This is a genomic window from Streptomyces sp. ADMS, from assembly GCF_033441795.1.
GTDB lineage: Bacteria > Actinomycetota > Actinomycetes > Streptomycetales > Streptomycetaceae > Streptomyces.
On the sequence record NZ_JAVFVX010000135.1, the window covers coordinates 1 to 17,069 of the forward strand.

The window sequence follows — 17,069 nt, forward strand, 5'->3', positions numbered from 1 at the left end:
CACCATTCACACCAGACCCGTGACCTGCGACTTCACGATGCACACCACTCACTGAGACTCAGCTCGATCCGCTCGCGCTTGCTGCCGGCATCATCAGGGACCGGTGGCATCCCCAGCTGTTCGAAGGCCGGATTCAGCTCCCGGTGCGTCAGGCTGCCAAGCCCCGCGACACCCTCGCCGACCAGGGTGCGCAGCGCTGAACGATCCCAGCTGTCGACCATGGGTAGATGGTCGCAGAACCGAGTGGATCCAACATCGGCACCCAGGCAATGGGCCACATCGCGAGCGTCTGGAGTACTTACGTCGCACGACGTCCACGCGCGTCCTCCGGGCGGCCACCTCCGTCCTGATGCCGGGGTGACGGAGGCCGGGAGCTGATGGCGAGGGCGGCGGGGTAGAGCACCTGGCGGCCGTAGCGGAGGCGGGCGCGATCGGCGACGGCCTCGATCACGAGGGGATTGTCGTCCGCCGCGTCGAGCGTGAGCTGCCGGGTGGCCCGGTCGGCGGGCCGGAGAGTGTCGGCACGCAAGGCGATGCTGCGGACCCGGGCGCGCTGGAGGCCGAGGGACGCGTACAGCGCGTATGCGGTACGGGCCAGGAGCACGGTGTGCTGGGTGGCCTCGGGCAGGGCGCGGCTGCGCCGGGTCGCGGTCAGGTCTGCGTATCGGACGGTGCAGGGTCCAGGTTCCCGCCGACCGGCGTCTCATAGCTCGACACAGGGCTCGGACCGCCGTCCTCGACCTGAGCCTCCTTGCCGTCTCCGCGCCCGAACAGGAAGGCGAGGATGAGAATGACGGCCGCCGCCGCCGTAACGCCGCCAGCGAGGTCCCCCTGCGCCTGTTGGGGGGCCTGCATGCCCGTTCCGGTAGTGGGACGTCGGTACACGAGATACCCGACGACACAGCCGGCAACGACGATCAGGCCGTTCACGGGATCGATGTAAAGGTTCAACTGAGGCCCTTTGGTCCAAGGAACCCCGGTCCGCACGCTCTTACAGACGGGGCCCCGACTCGGCGAGGAAGCCCCACGCGCTAGCAACGTTCACATGAGCTGTGTGAAAGCTCACACCCGTGGGGCTTTTTTTCAGCGCCCCGGCGAAAAGAACCTCGGGTGCCGTCACAAAGGACGGCAAGGCCACAGACCTTGACTAGCAATCATATGACACACCCCTCCCCGCCTCCGCCACCCTTCGGCGAGCCTCAGGCAGTTCGGGAGTGGCCAGCGTTGCCGTCGCCGTCCGCCGCTTTCAGTAGCAGGCACCGGCCGCAGGTCGGCCGGTCGCACACCTGCAGCGGCCCGTCCCATCGGTTCCGGCCGCGCCAGCGCTGCTCGTAGCACAGTTGATCGAGACACGACTGGGGAGTCACCCGCAGCGCGCGCCGCATTGCGGCCCGCGCCGCGGTCAGCGCGCCGGGTACTGTCGGGTCGGCCATCAGCCGCCGCACCTCGTCCACCTCATCGCAGCCCTGGAGATAGCCCGGGAGCTCGCCCACTGGAACCTTCGGGCCACGGAGCTGGTCTGCAGCGTCGACGGCCTGGCGCCACTCCCGGGCGCCCGGCTCGTCCCACGTCCCCATCAGCCGTCTGCCCGTCCTCTCGCCCCGGCCGCCCACGTTCGGTGCTGGTCCCTCCTCTTGCAGCGCCCGAACCGCGATCGGGTCGCGGGTGACACCGCGTCGCTCACCCGGACGGCTCTGCCGGGGGCGGCCCCAGGTCCTCGCGGAGGCGGACGAACCGTACGGTGCGGTGCCGGGTGGTCCCCACCTCGACTTCAGCGAGCAGCAGCGTGGCGACCCGGTGCCCCCCGCCAGGCATCGCCTCCCAGATACCGTCGGCGAGCGCCCGGCCGACGGCGGCGCGCTGCGTGCTGTCCAGCTGCGCGGTCTGGGCGAGGGTGCCATCCGGGAGCCGGACGACGAGGTAGGCGGGGCGGGCCGGGGAGCCCGCGATCGCCACGATCTCCGTGTCCACGGTGTCGACATGTTTGATCTTGAGCCATCGGGTGCGGCCGGGCGCATAGGAGGTTCCCAGGCCCTTGATCACCAAGCCCTCCAGCCCGTAGGGGCGCTCTGCGTACCAGGTCAGGGCCTCGCTGCGGCTGGTGGTGGCAGGAACCGGCTGGATCACGCTGGGCGGTGGTCGCAGCAACTCGCCGAGCCTGTCCAGGCGCTCTTGCAGCGGTCGCGTACGCAGGTCGGTGCCGGTGACGGAGAGACAGTCGAAGACCAGGTACACGACCGGCGGCCAGCGCCGGCGGTCGCGGCCTCGGCGGCGGGCCAGCGCGTTGAAGTCCAGCCGTTCACCGACCACGGCGCACAGCTCACCGTCCAGGACCGTGCCGACGGGCAAGACGCGCAGTTCGTCCAGGACCTCCGGGAACAGGGCGCCGAGGTTGCCTCCCTGACGGGAGAACAGGACGGGCCGGTGATCCTCGATGACACCAGCGACCGCCCGCCATCCATCAGCCTTGACCTCGTACCTGGTCGGAGCGTTCGGCCAGTGGTCCTCGGCGGGGAGTTCCCGGGCCGTGACGGGTCGTACGACCTCAACGGGCGGGCGTACGGGGACGTCCTCGCTGGCCATGGTCTCCAGCGCAGCGGAAGGACGACCTGTACGCGGTGTGGCGCGCGGGCCATGAGACGGAGATCCACCGTTTGGCGGCGTGCCGGTGCCCCGGTCCGAGCCAGACGCGTGCGCGGCAACCGAGTCTCCGAAGCCATGAGCCACGCGGGGCGAACGGGACGGCGGAGCCGCGGCCTTCTTCCGGCGGGACAAGCACTGGCACGGCCAGCTCATCGACCCGGCCAGCAGATTGCCCTACAGGCCGGCCGTCTTCCGCCCGTGGACCTGTGCAAGGAGCGCAAAATCTTCGCGCGCCCGCGCGTACGACGGACCGAGAGCTCCCGGCTGGCGAGGCGTTCACGCGGCGGGCTGGCCCAGCAGCGTGTCCATGAGTGCCTGGTAGCGCTCCAAGTCCTGGGCCCATCCCGGGATGACGAGGTACTGGACGACGTTGATGGCGACCGCGGCCTCGCCGCCCCCGCACCGGCACCGGATCCCACGGCGACTGGTTCACGAACTGCTGCAGGTTCTGCTCGTTGCCATCCGGCAGCCGCGCAGCCATGGCCTGGATGGACTTGCGGCGACCGTCCACCATCAGTCCCCGCAGATAACAGTCGCCCTTGGCCCGCTGGTCCTTGCGCGGCATCGAGGAGAAAACATCAGCCACGAACAACGCCAACTTCGCTCGAGCACGGTTCACTTCATGTGCGTCCACACACCCACCATGCCGCTGAACACCACCGACAGAAAGACCTAACGGAGTCCTACTAGCGGATCGTCAGCGTGGAGGACCGCCTGCCCGTCCGCCGGGAGCGCCTCGACGAGCTCGCCCTTGGCCTGGGCGATCGGCGTACGGGTGATGGGCGGTGCGTACGGGTGAATGCGGCAATCGGTACGATGCCGCAGCTCACCGCAGTTCAACGCCGTACGCATCACCGGGGGATCGTCGTGTTCGGAATCGTCAGGCCCTGCCGTCACCGGCTCGGCGAGAGTCTCACCACTCAGTGGATGGCCCATTTGTGCGGGCTGTGCCTCGCGCTGCGGAAGGACCACGGGCAGTTCGCGAGGATCGTCACGAACTATGACGGCTTGTTGATATCGGTTCTGACGGAAGCTCAGGCCGAGCGGGCCGGTGGCGGGCGGCGGACGGCGGGGCCCTGTCCGTTGCGCGGAATGCGTACCGCGTCCGTCGCGCACGGTGAGGGGGCACGGCTCGCGGCCGCCGTTTCGCTGGTGCTCGCCTCCGCCAAGGTGCGCGACCATGTCGCCGACGGGGACGGGGTTCTGGCCCGCAAGCCGGTGGCGCTCGCCGCGCGCCGGGTCGCCACGAGCTGGGGCCGGGCCGGGGAGCAGACCGGCTCGGACGTCGGTTTCGACACCGCCGTGCTCGTCGACGCCGTGGACCGGCAGATCGGCATCGAGGCGCTGGCGGGGCCGGGAACGCCCCTTTTGATGGTCACCGAACCCACCGAGACCGCGACCGCCGCCGCCTTCGCGCACACCGCGGTCCTCGCCGGACGGCCGGGCAACGCCGAACCGCTCGCCGAGGCCGGACGCCTCTTCGGACGGCTCGCGCATCTCCTGGACGCCGTGGAGGACAGGGGAGCTGACGCCGCGTCGGGTGCCTGGAACCCCCTCACCGCGACCGGGACTCCGCTCACGGAGGCCCGGCGGCTCGCCGACGACGCCGTGCACGGGATACGGCTCGCGCTGCGGGAGGCGGAATTCACGGACGCGAAGCTCGCGCACCGGCTGCTCGTGCACGAGCTGCGCACCTCCGTGGACAGGGCCTTCGGCACCGCCTCCTGCGCCCACGGGCCCGCGCCGACGGCAGCGATGCCGGGCGGACCGTACGCCCCGCCCGGCGGCCCGTGGAACCCGCTGCCCCCGGAGCCGCCCCGCCGCGACCGGCGCGGGCTGCTCGCCGGGTGCGCGGTGTGGGCGGGACTCGCCTGCACGTGCCAGATGTGCTGCGGGCACTTCGACGACCCGTGGAGCGGTCAGCGCCGGGAAGGACTGTGCACCAACACCGACTGTAGCGGTTGCAGTGACTGCTGCAGCTGCTGTGACTGCTGCGGGAAGTGTTGCGGGAGCTGCTGCGGTGGCGACGGGTGCGACTGTGGCTGCTGACCTGTCTGCGCCTGATCTCGTCGATCCGCGCCATGGGCGGGTCGACGCCCGGAAGCTTTGCCTACTCCTTGAGTTCCGGGGGTGAGATCTGCGAGGTCGTGATTGCCGAGCCCGTGGTCCCCCACTTCTTAAGGATCCTGTCGTACGTCCCGTCTGCGATGAGGCTGTTCACCGCGGCCTGGAAGGCGGGAGTGAGATTGCTGCCCTTCTCGAAGGCGAAGCCGACGTCCAGGCGGTGGAACTCGTGGAGGAACTTCACGCCCTCCTGGTGGGCGACCGCGTACCGCAGGCCGTTGAGCGTGGACATCACGATGTCGCTTCGGCCCTGCTGGAGTGAGGACCAGGTGGCGCCCTGCTCGTTGTAGGTCTGCACCTTGTACGCCTTCTTGCCCGCGTCGGTGCACAGGTGCTCGCTGTCCTCCAGCGTGGCCTCGAAGGTGGTGCCCGCGCCGGTCGCGATGTTCAGGCCGCACAGCTGGATCAGGTCGGTGAACCATCAAGCGGCCGCTCGGATGCGAACGTGACTGGTCCTACCGACTCCGCCAGTCGAGCACACCATATGCGCGTTTTGTCACCTGCCGGCTCAAGGTGCGTTCGGCTGCCCAGCGCCGACGATCCGGCGCTGTTCCTCAGGCCGCGGCCTTCTCCGTCGGCTGACGGTGGTGCTTGAGCTTGGTGCGGGCTTCTGCTCGTTCCTCAGCGGCGATCTCTTTCCAGAACGGGTGGTTGACGATCAGAGCAGCGAGCTCAAGTTCCCGTGCTCGCAGACGGCCGATGCGCTCGTGATCCGCAGGGTCCCAACCGGGGGATTCAGGGCGGGAGGAGGGGCGCCAGTGGTTCTCGTGGGTCGTCCACGCGGCCAGCGGCTCGACGGACCAGGGCTGCTTCTTGAACAGGGGATTCAGTTCGCCTCGCACCTCATTGAGCTCAACCTGGGCGTCGATGAGGCCCTTCGGGAAGGGGTAGGTCTTCTCATCATTCTTCTGTGCCACGCCGTTACGGTACTGCCGTTCGAATAGCCCTCGGTGCGTGGCACGCACCGTGCCACGAGCGCTCACCCAGTGTCAGTGGCGTCCCTTATCGTATGAGGCGGCGGTCAGTAGACTGCGGGCCCGACTCGCAGGCCCGGAATCCGTTCGGCCCGTGACCGGACGTTCATCCCGAAGGTGCCCCGCGCCGAGTCGCTCTCCGTAGTTTCCTCGGCCGACGCTTCCTGCGCGGTGAGTCACGGGATCACCGCGGCGCTGGAGGCGCCCACCATGCCGAAGAAGCACGCGCGCAAGAAGGAACTCACCGGCCTCAAGGAGACGTTCGGCGTCCGGCACCACGACGCCATCGCCATCCTCGACGATCCCCGCCGCGACGAACTCCGCCAGGTCCTCGCCGAGAACCAGGACCTCACGACGTACGCGGCGGCTGCTGAAATCCTCGAACTGCCGGAGGACATGCCGGCCGCCCCCTGCGACTGCGAGCTGTGCACCGCCCCACTGGACGAGCCCAGGGAGTACAGCTGTGAGAACTGCGGGTTCTTCGGCACCGGATTCCACTGTTGCGAATGCGGCGCTGACCACGAATACCACTGTGACTGCTGACACGGCCCCGACCACGGCTGCGGCTGTCGACTTGGTCCGGCGCGGGCTGGCGGTGTTCCCGATCCCGCGTGGTCGGACTGGACCTGGACGTCGACGGTGACGGCCAGGCCGTGCTCGCCTCCCTCGCCGCCCGGATCGGCGAGGACTGGCCGGACACCTTGACGGTGCAGACCCCGAGCGGGGGCCTGCACCTGTACTTCCATGTCTCCGGCGACTGCACCATCGGCAGCGTCTCCGGGGGCCGGACGGAGCTCGGGCCGGGCATCGACGTACGTGGTCCCGGCCGGCGCAGCGGCGGGTACCTCATCGGACCCGGGTCCGTCGTGCACGGCACGCGGTACGTCATCACCCGGGACGTCCCGATCCTCGAACTCCTGGACTGGATCGCGGACCGGCTCACCCTCTCTCCGGCGTGGAGCGGACGCCAGGGTCCTGCTCACATCCGCTCTGCTCCGCAGGCCGCGACGCAGTCGTGCTCCAGCATCATTGTCAGTGCCGCCCGGTACGGTAGATCCCGTAGAAAACGGCATGCCGCGAACCGCCGTTTCCGCTGTTGCCCCGCGCCCACGCCGCACAGGGGCAGCGCCGCCGGACAAGGACCGAGGTTGGGTCCCGCGCAGCACCACCCGAAGGATCCGTCTGTCCGGCTGCGCCCATTCACGCGACGTCCGGCGGGGAGCGTGGGATCCCGCTGTGGAGACGACCGTGACCAAATCAGGCAGCGACCACCTCAAGCGGCAGGCCCGGGAGATCGCCACCGCCACCGGCCGCCGGTTCCCCGACGTCCTCGCCGAACTACGCCGCGCACCCCGTACGGCATTGCGGCAGCCCTCTACGGAACTCGTCCTCGTCTGCAACGGGATGGCCCACCCCATCGACGGCGGCCGATGCGCCCGCACGGCCGGCCACCGGATCCTCGACGGCGGCTGGGGCTGGTGCAGTTGGGGACCCAACGACGCCGTGAACGTCTGGGCCGGCTACTACAACGCCCAGGACCAGGCGCGGCGGGAGCAGGAGGACGCCCGCCTCGCCGGGCTCACCCCGGAGGAACGGGCGGCCGAGGAAGCCGAGTCGGAGGCCGCCTACTGGGCGGACATGGCCGACGCGGCCCGGGATCCGTACGACCCATACGACGACAAGTACCAGGAGATGGTCTGGGAAGCGCAGAACGAAGAGCGCTGGGAGGCCGAGGCCGACCGCGACGACGCCGGGGACCCGTACGTCGACGCGTACCTGGAGGCGTGACGTGACCACCACCGCCAGCGCCCTCAAAACGTACGGCCCTCTGCAGTTCCCCGACCGCGCCGGTCTGGCGCTGTGGCAGTTCACCCGCGCACAGCGTCTCGGGCTAATCCCTGGTCCCGACGTGGCCGGTGACCGATGGTCGGCCATGGTCTTCAACGACGCCGTCGCCCGCATCGACACCATCCTGAAGGCCGTCGGCACTATCCCAGACGTCGGCGCCACCCGCGCCGAGGAATACCTCGCCGACCGTTTCTCGATCACCGTCCACTCTGGTACTGCGGCCGAACTTGCCCGCCGAGGACACCTCCCAGTCCGCGGGGAGTTCCGCGATCGCCCCCTCTACTGTGGGCTGGCTCTGGAGACCTTCCGTGACCGTCGCAAAGTCGAACGCGCCTCGGACACGGGCCGCCTCCACATGCGCGACGCGGCGGCGGAGGTCCTCCGTGTGAGGGTGAGCGACTTCGATCACCTCGTACGGGCAGGACTGCTCACCCACTCCGAGATCGTCGAGGGACGCCACCACACACAGGTCCGCCTCTACCGGCAGGCCGATCTAGACCGGCTCGCCCGAAGCCGTCGAATCGACTGGCCAGCCGTCCACGCGACCCCCAGGGGCCATCGGTCCCCGCTCGCCTCGCTCCCCACCAAGTCGGCTGGCCGGTGAACGTACAGAACGTCCACCGAGCCTGCTGCCCGCACGACGACGAGGAACTCCCGATGCCCGACGCTCTCCGGAACCCCATCCCTCACCCTTCCAGCACGGGGTCGGGCACGGGTAACCGCCGGCCAGTGGACGGCACGCGGACAACAACATCGCTCGACGACCTCCTGGAGACGCTCTCACTGGAGCACCGGTTGGAGTTGGCCCGCCGGGTGCGGGTGGGCTCCCTGACACTGAACGTCGGCGACCGAGTGGAGGCTCGACGTCGGCTGCGGGGCTCGTACCCGGACGACGACCTGGAGGCGGAGGAGGGCTGGGGAGCGGAGCCGGCGGACTACTGCGTCCCCTATCACGTGCCGGCCGGAACGCTCGGCCGGGTGACGCTGGTTCGGACGTACGTCACTCCGTTCCCCTACCGGATCCTTTTCGACAGCGACGTCGAACTGAACCTCGATGAGCGCGACGTCGTCCGTGTCACCGAGCAGCCGTCCGAGAACGAGCGGGAACGGGACGATGCGCTCTGGACCATCCCGCCCGACGGGATGTTCACTCTCTACTGCTGCCGATGGGTCGATCGGGTCGGCCGGGCCTGTCCGCAGCTCAGGCGCCACCGCGGCCCGTGCGGGTTGCCGCCGAGGTGACGATGGTGACCCCGGTCCGTGTCTTGGGGCCGTGCCGCGCTTGGCGCCCGGCGCGAGTCCGGTTCAACTCGGCCTGATGGCACCTCCAGTCGTCCGTGTGCGCGTACGGGTGCGGCTGCTGCACCCTGTGCCTCGGACTGCTGGGAGTAGCCCGGCCCTTGCGACCGCGGCTTCACGATCGCCGGTGCGCCCTCGGTGACCTATGGCCATCGGTTCCCGGGCCCGGGTGCCGAGCGGTAGGGTGCGGGCAGTGGCCGACACATCGGCCCAAGCCCGCCCCCTGGCCCATGACCAGGGGGGCACCACGGCAAAGGTGCCCGCGGACCCCACACGAGGGTCCGGCCTGTGAGCATCAGTGTGAGAGGTACGTCAACTTCCGGGGCCGTACAGCCGTTGAGCCTTCCGCATGCTGCTCTTCATCGCGCGCATCGGGTCATGGGGCCGGGCGCGGGAAATGCGAGAGCCGTATGACCAAGGGCCACGGCCGCAAGAGCCGGGCGAGGAAGACGAGTCGGAGCCGGGGCGCCGCGTATGCCGCCACCAACGCCGGCACCCTCCACCAGCACCACAGCGGCCCGTCGAACGAGGACCTCCAGCCGGCCGACCCCAGCGGGTGGGGAGTTGAGACCGCGCCGGACATGCGGACCGCGTCCGCGCTGATCGGCGCATGCATCGAGCGGTGCGCCCCATGCCAGGAGTCCCTGGCGGCCAAGCTCCTCGATGAGGACCCGCTCGTGCTCGCGGTGACCGCCGGATCCGTCTACAGCCTGCACGCCGCGACCGAGCCGGATGCGGGAGGCCTCGCCGCCAAGCCCACCCAGGTGTTCTTCCTCCTCGTCCAACAGGCCCGCGCCCACGGGGGCGACGCCCGGATGATGGCGGCCGGGGTCGAGATGATGCCCCGGGCCGACCGGGCGGCGCTCCTGGAAGACGCGCTGGACTTGTGGACGTTCTACGGCCACAAGCATCCCGGCCTCATGCGCGGCCAGGGCACCGGCCCGGAGGACCTGTCGGACATCACCATCACCGTCCCGGGCAACGAGCCGGACGACGACGACCCGGGCATAGTGGTCGACCTCTCCGGCCTCGCTCACCCCGCGACGTACGCCGTCCGGGCCGACATGACGCTGACCGGCTTCGGCCGCGTCGCCTCGGTCGCGCTGTTCGCGCACCCCGAGACACCCGAGGCCGGCTACGACGACCTGCGCGAGCGCTGCGCCTGGGAGCCCCTCATCCCCGAGGGGCTGCCCGAGGAGGACCCGGCGTGGGTGCTGAAGGTCGACCAGGAGAGCGGCGCCCTGCTTGGCATCGTCCGGCTGCTGGACGCCACCGTGCTGCCAGACCAGCCGCATTGGGAGTGGCGCCCGGACGTGTACGACGTCATCCTGTGGCGCGCCCCGGAGCGGAAGCCGGTGTCCGCCACGTGGCTGGAGGCCGCCCGCGACCGGGGATCGGCCCTGCTGTATGGCCCGTTCGACGCGACCGGGACGACGCACGCCGACCCGGCCCGCCTGGTGTCCGTCCACGCCCGCTGCCACTTCACCGACCGTCTGTGACCCGCACCTGCAAGGAGAACCGGATCCCCATGAGCGAGAACACCAAGAACATCGAGCAGCACGCGGAGGGCGCGGCCCGCTCCCTCGTCGAACTCGTCCAGGAACTCCAGAACCGTGGGATTCAGTACCCGGCGGAGGCGCACCGCATCTACAGCTATCTCACCCGTGTCGCCGGAGAGCTGAGGACCGCTCTCGACCTCGTGGGAACCTCCGTGCAGGGCCTCCACGACAGGGGGCTTTTGATGCCCGACTACCGGGGCAAGCCGCTCGATGAGGTGCTCGAGCGCTTCAGCCAGTCGTCCGGCAGGGCGCGGGACCTCGCGGGTGACCTGCACGGCAACTTGAGCAAGGCCCACTCCGCCGTCGGGTACGTCGCGTACAACGAGACGCCCGAAGAGCAGGAGCCGGCAGCGGGCAGCTGAACCATGCCGGTTCGGCGGGTGTGATCGTCTGCGGACGGTGTGGAGCGGAGGCCGGGACCGGTGGTCCCGGCCTCCGCGCTGTCGGCTACTGATCGGATGCGGGGTACCTCGGCCCGTCAACTCACACACCACCAAGCCACCAATAGTGAGTGTGAATCTCAAAAAACATAGTGACTTATAAAGTTGACTAGGTGAATTCTGTTATGATGGTGGCTAGTTGAATGCCATGGGAGGGTGAGTGAGTCAGTCGCCACAGGATGAGAGACCGATCAACGCGACCGCGGCGCGGAACAAGCTGTATGCGCTGGTGAAGCTCGCCGAGGAGGAGGGGCGCACCGTGGTGATCAGCAAGCACAAGGTGCGGGCTCTGCTGGCGCCGCTGGACCGGTTCCCGGCAGCCCGGAAACCCGGTGCCTTCCCGGCCCACGTGCTGAGCGCGGCGCAGAAGGATTTCGGTGACCTCGTCACGCTGGCGGCTCAGGGCCAGCCGCAGGTGCTCCTGCGCAACACCACGCCGGTCGCGGTACTGCTCCCCGACGACCCCTCCTCTGATGGCTCCTCGTCCGACACGGTCGCGCTCCCCGGCGCGGCGACCGCAGGAGGTGCGGTGAACAGCCAAGGCAACCAGGACTCCGGAAGTGCTCCGCGCAGGCTCGCCACGCTCGGCGACGCCATCGGGTCCGTACTCACCGAACCGGTCGGCGGTCCCACGTTCGGGCTGCCGGGTCTGGACGCGGCGACGGGCGGTCTGCAGCCGGGCCGGCTGACGCTCGTGGCGGCTGCCCCGAACGTCGGCGGGAGCCTGCTGGGTCTTGCCGCCGCACGGCAGACCGCGCTCGTCGACCGCCGCACGGTCCTGTACGCGGCGTCGGGACCGAACCGCGATGATGTCTTCCGGCGGATCATCTCCGCCGAGACCGGGGGCGAATACGCGCGCCTGAAGCAGGGCCGCCTCACCGAGCACGAGCAGCAGGTTGCCCGGCAGCTGGTCCAGGCGGGCGACGTGCTGCTCATCGATGACGGCGCCAACCTGAGGGCCGAGGACATCGCGGAAACCGCGCCGCACATGGAGGGCCTGGCCCTTGTGGTCGTGGACCGTCTCCAGGCCGCGCACAACGCCCGCCTGCCACTGTCCGGGGCCGTTCTCCCGGATGCCTCCCAGGTCCTGGCCGGCCTCGCGCGTACCCTGCACGTCCCGGTGCTCGCCGTCGTCGACAGCGACGACCCCGCGCTCCTGGGACTCCTGGACGCCGACGTCCTGGTGACGCTCACCGCGACCGCTGACCCGGGCAAGGTCCAAGTGACGGTCACGGAACGCGACTTCGGCACGATCGGCTCGGCATATCTGCAGCCCGATCTGATCCACGCCCGTTTCCTCGACGCCGGAGCCGCACCCCTCGACCGCGCCGACCGCCCGACGGTCCCGGGGCTCTCGACAGCCGTCGGCGGAACGGCGGCACTGGAACTGGCCGAAGCCGCCCTTCCCTACACGTCCGGCGGACACCAGGGGATCCCCGCCGCCCTCACCCACGAACTGGCGGCATGGCGGACCGCGGTCGCAGGCAGCGACCAGGAAGCCCTGAAGGAGATCCTGCCGTCGCTACTCCAGGCCGCCGCAGCGGTAACGGAGATGCCGGACACACATGAGGGGCACCGCCTCGCCGCCGCGCTTCGGCCCTACGACGCGCCCGTGTCCGTCGACACCGCCGGTCAGGCAGCTGCTGCCGACGCTCCTGTCCATGCACCGCCGGGCAGCGGACAGGCCCAGGACAACGCGGCGGAGGAAGACGACGACGAGGACGGTCTGGCGCCGGGAGATGAGAAGGACGAGCCCGAGGGCCACGTCTTCCCTGCCCTGAAGATCCTCAAGGACGCGGTCGGCCGCTCCAAGATGCACCCGATCTCCGTCATCCGCAGCGAGGAGCGTGACAGCGGCCCGTGGCCGCTGATCAGCGAGCACATGGACGGCGAACCCCGCTGGGTCCACCCCGACATCATCCTCACCCGTGTTCCCCACGTCAGGGCGAACGGCAAGCGCGTCCGGCGCGACAAGCTCGACGTACCCGACTCCTTCGGCGAGGGCATGCTGTGCCTGATCGACCGCAACGGCAGCTTCCCCTCCGCCTGTTCAGCCGTTCCCCTCGCCCCGAACAAGCTCCTGCACACCGGCCCGCTCGACGCCTACGACAAGACCGGGGCCGGCATCTATCTCATCGACATCCCGGAGTGGACCCGCACCGACATGCCGCACCCCCTGGGGCGGATCATCGACCGTCCCGACGAGGACGTCCGGGTATGGGTCACCACCCCCCACATCAAGCAGCTGGAGAAACTCGTCCGCGGCAACCACCTCGGCGCCGTACCGGCCATTCACGACTCCTGGACCGGGAAGGCCAACGAGTCCCTCTTCAAGCCCTTCTACGAGGCCACCCGCAAGGCACGGACCGAACTCGTCCAGGTCGGCGGCGACCCCTACAAGGCGTACAAGACCCGGCTGTCCATCGCACTGCGCCTGCTGTGGCCCAAGCGCCCCGCACAACGGTCCCCGTTCTGGCGGCCGGACTGGCGCATGAGCATGGTCGCCGAGGCATCCGTCCGCCACTGGAGCGTGGCCTTCAGGGCCGTCCAGGAAGGCCACCAGCTCCTCGCGCTGCGCAACGTCGACGCAGCCGTCTTCTGGGCGCCCGACGGCACCGCGCCCGCCACGTACAAGATCGGGACCGGCTTCGGCGAAGTGAAGGCCAAGTTCGTCCAGCCCGGCGCGATCATCCCCGAAGGTGACGACTGATGGCCGGCCCCACAGGCCGCGGCGACTCCCTGGGCGCCGCCCTGGGCGACCTCCTGCGCTCCCAGGTCACCCCCCGCCACCGGCTGTCGTCGTACACCGCCAAGCACTGGCACGCCCAGCTCAGCCAGCTCACTGCAACTCACCGCGGGCACCAGGCCCTGGAGGACGCCGGACTCCACGTGACGACCAAGACTCTGGTCAACTGGCTGTCCGACGCGGAGTACAACGTCCGCCGCAACTACCGCGACCTCATCCACACCGCGTACGAGAACACGGCCATCGTCCCCGCCGACCCGATCCCCGACCACATCAAGCGGGGCCAGTACGAGATCAGCGGCGTCGTCAGGACCGGGGACGACGAACGTACGCGCGGCACCGTGGATGCCGCGCCCCTGCGTATCGACGGCAGCCGGGGCAACTGGGACGAGATCGAGGAACTCTGGCTCGCCGGCGAACTCACCGACGACGAGTTCGAGGACCACTTCATCGACGACGTCATCGTCGAGGACATCGGCGAAGGCACCGACGGATGGGAGTTTCCCGGCGCCTCGTACTCCGTCGAAGTCAGGTAGCAGCACGTACGAAGCAGCCGAACCACCCGCCGCAGCAAGGGAATTCACATCATGAGCCACCATCCAGGACGGCGGAAGTTACCGCTGGTCGCCGTGTACGCAGAGACGGCCGCGAACGCCAAGCAGCGGGTGACTGAGCTTCTCGACGCCGCGGGCGCTAGCCCGGCTGAGGTACACACCCTCAACGCGGCCATCCAGGCCGGCGCCGTGGAAAGCGCTCATGGCGAAATCATCGAACTGGACACGCAGGCCCTCTCCGACAGCAGCGACCAGGTCCACGACGGCTGGCTTCGCGCAGTCGAGGCGACCGCAAGCAGGCTCGCTCACATCGCCGACCGCACCGTCCGCCAGGCCCGAGCGACGGCCGCCGCCCTCGAGACACCGTCGGCCGCGCCGAGCCCGACTCCGCGTCCCTAGCCCACGCCGGTCGACAGCGTGGGGGAGGAGCAGGTGCACCAGGTGCTGGAGGCGGCCGAGAGGATCTTTGTGTCCCTGACCGGCTCCACCGGCTTCGACCGCGACCTGTCGGAAGAGATCCTCATGGTCGTGCTGAAGTCTGTCAGCGCCGAGCAGCAGGGGGGCTACGTACGGCAGTTGGAGGCCTTCGCCGACGCCAACCGTGAACGCCTCGGGCAGCTATACGGGAAGTACGGGCCGGCGGGAAGTTAGCCGACGAAAGCCGCTGCTACCTGACCCATCAGCCCGAGAGCGTCGTGGTCTGCGAGCGCCTGGACACCGTCCCGATGTGGCTCACTGCGGTGTGGAACGAAGAAAATCGACGCCGAGCTCACGCTGGAGCGCTTCACCAAGTACTGGCCCTTCGGATGAACGTGAGCGGCGGTTGTGTTCACGGGCGTCGGCCGGGCACGAACTTCATGGAGAGGGCGAGGCCATGGCTCAGCTGACGATCCGGGACCTGTAGCTGCTGCCGGGCCACCGTTGAGCCGCCAGGAGACGCGACCTCGTGCAGGAGGGATCCGGCTCGTGTACGACGGCACTGCCGTCCATCTATCCACGGCCGACCACCCGGACACCGCGATCGCCACGGCCAGCACGTGCGGGTACGCGACGGGTGGCTGGGAGGTGACCGCGTACTCGGCGAGCCTGGACGCGGTGAAGGTCTGGATGCGGATGCTGGACGGCGACGGCCTCATCGACGTGGCCCCGTGCTGGGCCAGCGCCCCCGTAGTGATCGCGTTTGCCACCGGTGGGCAGATAGGGGCGTTCCTGGTGATCGCGTGCCCGACGGCTCCAGACCGGCGCTCGCCGGCCGCCATCAAGGGGAGGTGAGGGGCCTCGCGTTTTCCGGACAGGCGTCTGACCGTCTATTTCACGCGGCGACTCGCAACTTCTCGTACTCGGCCTGGACTTCGCGCGGAGGGCGGTAACCCACGGCGGAATGAAGGCGTTTGCGATTGTACCAGAATTCGATGTAGCGGGTGATGTCCTGCCGGGCGGCCTCGCGGGTCAGGTAACTCACACGCGATACGCGCTCGTTCTTCAGGGCGCCGAAGAATGACTCGGCCATGGCGTTGTCGAAACAGATTCCGGTACGTCCGGAGGATCTGCGAAGCCCCAGCCGATCGAGCGCCTTCCCGAACTCGGCTGACATGTAGTTACTTCCGCGGTCGGAGTGGAATATCGCACCCGTGGCGAGCTTCCTGTTCCGTGCCGCGTTACGTATGGCTCTCGATATTAGAGGGGTCTGGTAGTGGTCATCCATCGCGTAACCGATCACTTCCTTTGTGCAGCAGTCGATGACCGTCGCGAGGTACAGCCAGCCTTCCCCGGTGGCGAGTCCCGATACACCTTGTGCCCAGCCAAGTTGACAGCGCCCCGCTGGTAGTCCGGCGCCAGCGCCGTCACTGCAGCCCGTCCCGCCAGGGCGACACCGCCGAGCCCTGCACCGGCACCGGTGAGGGCGCCGTTTCCTGCTCCGCCTCCCGCGCGCGATCACCCGCCGGTCCAGCTCGATCTCTGCGGCCTCCAACACCTCAGCCAACCGCGCGACTTCCTCCCGCAGGCTCTCCACCTGCACCCGGGCAGCCGCCTCCCGCTCCTCCAGCATTCCCAGCACCGACGCCACCGCGCATCCCTCGGACATCAAGCGGACACAAGACGCCGAATCCCTTCCTCACCCCAAGCGAAACCATGCATCAGGGCCCTGCTTTTACCGTGGCTATCGCTGTCCGTCAAGTCGCGAGATTTCGCGGCATGACTGGGCCGATTTCCCGTGACTCCCTTGATGTATGGGTTCATGCCGGATCAGGTGCCGCGCGGCATCATCCGGAAGGCAGCGTTTTACAGAAAGGACTGACTGGCAATGGCGAATCCCGCGACAATAATGGTCTGTAAGAACTGCGGGCATGAGATGTACCGCGATGGCGCATGTGAAGCTTGTGGTTGGCGTATTGGTTGGGTGCCGGTAGCGCAGCACTCTGATGGGACGTCAACGTTTGTGCGCGAACCGAGGCACAAGTTTTTCACTGCTTCAATTCTCTTGACTACACTGGTCGGCGTAATAGCCTTTATTGCCGGCGTAGCGGAAGGAGCGGCAGCAGGCATTATATTCGGCCCGCTTATGGTAATCGCAGGTGTCGCGGCGTGGAAGAAGACACGTCTTGGCAAGCTGTGGCAGGGGCTTCCTCCTGGCGACCGGTGTGCCGCCCTTCCAGGGCTGGCGATTGGAACAGTAATCGCGCTCATGCTGATCCCTGTCACGATTATGATCGTGGCGGTTTTCGCCATGCTTCCGAAAGCGCGCGATCTGTAGTATGGAGATGCCTGCGTAGCCTTCTCTCGGCCTCCATGGTTCCCCTCGGCGTGCTACGCGGCTGAAAGTGATTGCTCAGCCCAGATGGTCTTGCCGGTGGTGGCATGCCGAGTACCCCAGTGCTCGG

Annotated in this window: 21 protein-coding genes and 3 pseudogenes; 14 read left to right on the plus strand and 10 right to left on the minus strand. The window is 68.7% G+C overall.

Going from position 1 to position 17,069, the window contains the following annotated elements; all coding sequences use genetic code 11:
• Positions 1–32: 32 nt before the first annotated feature.
• The 7 genes and pseudogenes from RB628_RS35135 to RB628_RS35165 form a co-directional block, all read right to left on the minus strand.
• Complete coding sequence (locus RB628_RS35135) at positions 33–221, minus strand: hypothetical protein (RefSeq protein ID WP_318324689.1); 189 nt, start codon at positions 219–221, stop codon at positions 33–35.
• A gap of 77 nt (positions 222–298) precedes the next feature.
• Complete coding sequence (locus RB628_RS35140) at positions 299–655, minus strand: hypothetical protein (RefSeq protein WP_318324709.1); 357 nt, start codon at positions 653–655, stop codon at positions 299–301.
• Complete coding sequence (locus RB628_RS35145; RefSeq protein ID WP_318324690.1) at positions 652–930, minus strand: hypothetical protein; 279 nt, start codon at positions 928–930, stop codon at positions 652–654. The genes RB628_RS35140 and RB628_RS35145 overlap by 4 nt, the downstream gene beginning before the upstream one ends.
• 269 nt (positions 931–1,199) lie before the next feature.
• Positions 1,200–1,577, minus strand: a complete 378-nt coding sequence (locus RB628_RS35150) for a hypothetical protein (protein WP_318324691.1) — start codon at positions 1,575–1,577, stop codon at positions 1,200–1,202.
• A 103-nt stretch (positions 1,578–1,680) separates the two neighbouring features.
• Positions 1,681–2,583 (minus strand): ATP-dependent DNA ligase, encoded by a 903-nt coding sequence (locus RB628_RS35155; protein WP_318324692.1) that lies wholly within the window; start codon positions 2,581–2,583, stop codon positions 1,681–1,683.
• Positions 2,584–3,034: 451 nt separating this feature from the next.
• A pseudogene (locus tag RB628_RS35160) lies at positions 3,035–3,277 on the minus strand (transposase); the annotation flags it as partial.
• Between the two features lie 38 nt (positions 3,278–3,315).
• Positions 3,316–3,579, minus strand: coding sequence for a hypothetical protein (locus RB628_RS35165; protein WP_318324710.1), 264 nt, complete (start codon positions 3,577–3,579; stop codon positions 3,316–3,318).
• On the opposite strand from RB628_RS35165, the gene RB628_RS35170 reads away from it, so the two are divergent.
• A complete protein-coding gene (locus RB628_RS35170; protein WP_318324693.1) occupies positions 3,511–4,692 on the plus strand; it encodes a DUF5685 family protein in 1,182 nt (393 codons plus the stop codon). The two genes, RB628_RS35165 and RB628_RS35170, sit on opposite strands and share 69 nt — an antisense overlap.
• Before the next feature lie 61 nt (positions 4,693–4,753).
• Here RB628_RS35170 and RB628_RS35175 read toward each other — a convergent pair.
• Both RB628_RS35175 and RB628_RS35180 read right to left on the minus strand, forming a co-directional pair.
• Positions 4,754–5,182: pseudogene (locus RB628_RS35175) on the minus strand (ABC transporter substrate-binding protein); the annotation flags it as partial.
• A gap of 139 nt (positions 5,183–5,321) precedes the next feature.
• Positions 5,322–5,684 carry a hypothetical protein gene (locus RB628_RS35180; RefSeq protein ID WP_318324694.1) on the minus strand — a complete coding sequence of 121 codons (363 nt, stop codon included), beginning with the start codon at positions 5,682–5,684 and terminating at the stop codon, positions 5,322–5,324.
• A 228-nt stretch (positions 5,685–5,912) separates the two neighbouring features.
• Between RB628_RS35180 and RB628_RS35185 the strand changes: the two genes are divergently transcribed.
• The 12 genes and pseudogenes from RB628_RS35185 (at position 5,913) to RB628_RS35235 (ending at position 15,459) form a co-directional block, all read left to right on the plus strand.
• Positions 5,913–6,284, plus strand: coding sequence for a hypothetical protein (locus RB628_RS35185; protein WP_318324695.1), 372 nt, complete (start codon positions 5,913–5,915; stop codon positions 6,282–6,284).
• Between the two features lie 23 nt (positions 6,285–6,307).
• A pseudogene (locus tag RB628_RS42780) lies at positions 6,308–6,655 on the plus strand (bifunctional DNA primase/polymerase); the annotation flags it as partial.
• 334 nt (positions 6,656–6,989) lie between these two features.
• Positions 6,990–7,529 carry a hypothetical protein gene (locus RB628_RS35190; RefSeq protein ID WP_318324696.1) on the plus strand — a complete coding sequence of 180 codons (540 nt, stop codon included), beginning with the start codon at positions 6,990–6,992 and terminating at the stop codon, positions 7,527–7,529.
• 1 nt (position 7,530) lies between these two features.
• Positions 7,531–8,193 (plus strand): hypothetical protein, encoded by a 663-nt coding sequence (locus tag RB628_RS35195; protein WP_318324697.1) that lies wholly within the window; start codon positions 7,531–7,533, stop codon positions 8,191–8,193.
• Positions 8,194–8,318: 125 nt separating this feature from the next.
• Positions 8,319–8,831: a hypothetical protein gene (locus tag RB628_RS35200; RefSeq protein WP_318324698.1), complete on the plus strand. Its 513-nt coding sequence runs from the start codon at positions 8,319–8,321 to the stop codon at positions 8,829–8,831.
• Between the two features lie 467 nt (positions 8,832–9,298).
• On the plus strand, positions 9,299–10,387 hold the full coding sequence (locus RB628_RS35205; RefSeq protein WP_318324699.1) for a hypothetical protein: 1,089 nt from the start codon (positions 9,299–9,301) through the stop codon (positions 10,385–10,387).
• Between the two features lie 29 nt (positions 10,388–10,416).
• On the plus strand, positions 10,417–10,809 hold the full coding sequence (locus RB628_RS35210; protein ID WP_318324700.1) for a hypothetical protein: 393 nt from the start codon (positions 10,417–10,419) through the stop codon (positions 10,807–10,809).
• A 238-nt stretch (positions 10,810–11,047) separates the two neighbouring features.
• Positions 11,048–13,597, plus strand: coding sequence for a DnaB-like helicase C-terminal domain-containing protein (locus tag RB628_RS35215; protein ID WP_318324701.1), 2,550 nt, complete (start codon positions 11,048–11,050; stop codon positions 13,595–13,597).
• The gene (locus RB628_RS35220; RefSeq protein WP_318324702.1) at positions 13,597–14,169 is read left to right on the plus strand and encodes a hypothetical protein; all 573 of its coding nucleotides are present in this window, start codon (positions 13,597–13,599) and stop codon (positions 14,167–14,169) included. Before RB628_RS35215 ends, RB628_RS35220 begins: the two co-directional genes overlap by 1 nt.
• Positions 14,170–14,220: 51 nt before the next feature.
• The gene (locus tag RB628_RS35225) at positions 14,221–14,586 is read left to right on the plus strand and encodes a hypothetical protein (RefSeq protein ID WP_318324703.1); all 366 of its coding nucleotides are present in this window, start codon (positions 14,221–14,223) and stop codon (positions 14,584–14,586) included.
• A gap of 18 nt (positions 14,587–14,604) precedes the next feature.
• Positions 14,605–14,838 (plus strand): hypothetical protein, encoded by a 234-nt coding sequence (locus tag RB628_RS35230; RefSeq protein ID WP_318324704.1) that lies wholly within the window; start codon positions 14,605–14,607, stop codon positions 14,836–14,838.
• 315 nt (positions 14,839–15,153) lie between these two features.
• Positions 15,154–15,459: a hypothetical protein gene (locus tag RB628_RS35235; protein ID WP_318324705.1), complete on the plus strand. Its 306-nt coding sequence runs from the start codon at positions 15,154–15,156 to the stop codon at positions 15,457–15,459.
• A 40-nt stretch (positions 15,460–15,499) separates the two neighbouring features.
• On the opposite strand, the gene RB628_RS35240 is transcribed toward RB628_RS35235, so the two are convergent.
• Positions 15,500–16,273 (minus strand): IS3 family transposase, encoded by a 774-nt coding sequence (locus RB628_RS35240; protein WP_318324706.1) that lies wholly within the window; start codon positions 16,271–16,273, stop codon positions 15,500–15,502.
• A 219-nt stretch (positions 16,274–16,492) separates the two neighbouring features.
• On the opposite strand from RB628_RS35240, the gene RB628_RS35245 reads away from it, so the two are divergent.
• Positions 16,493–16,942, plus strand: coding sequence for a hypothetical protein (locus RB628_RS35245; protein WP_318324708.1), 450 nt, complete (start codon positions 16,493–16,495; stop codon positions 16,940–16,942).
• Positions 16,943–17,069: the final 127 nt, after the last annotated feature.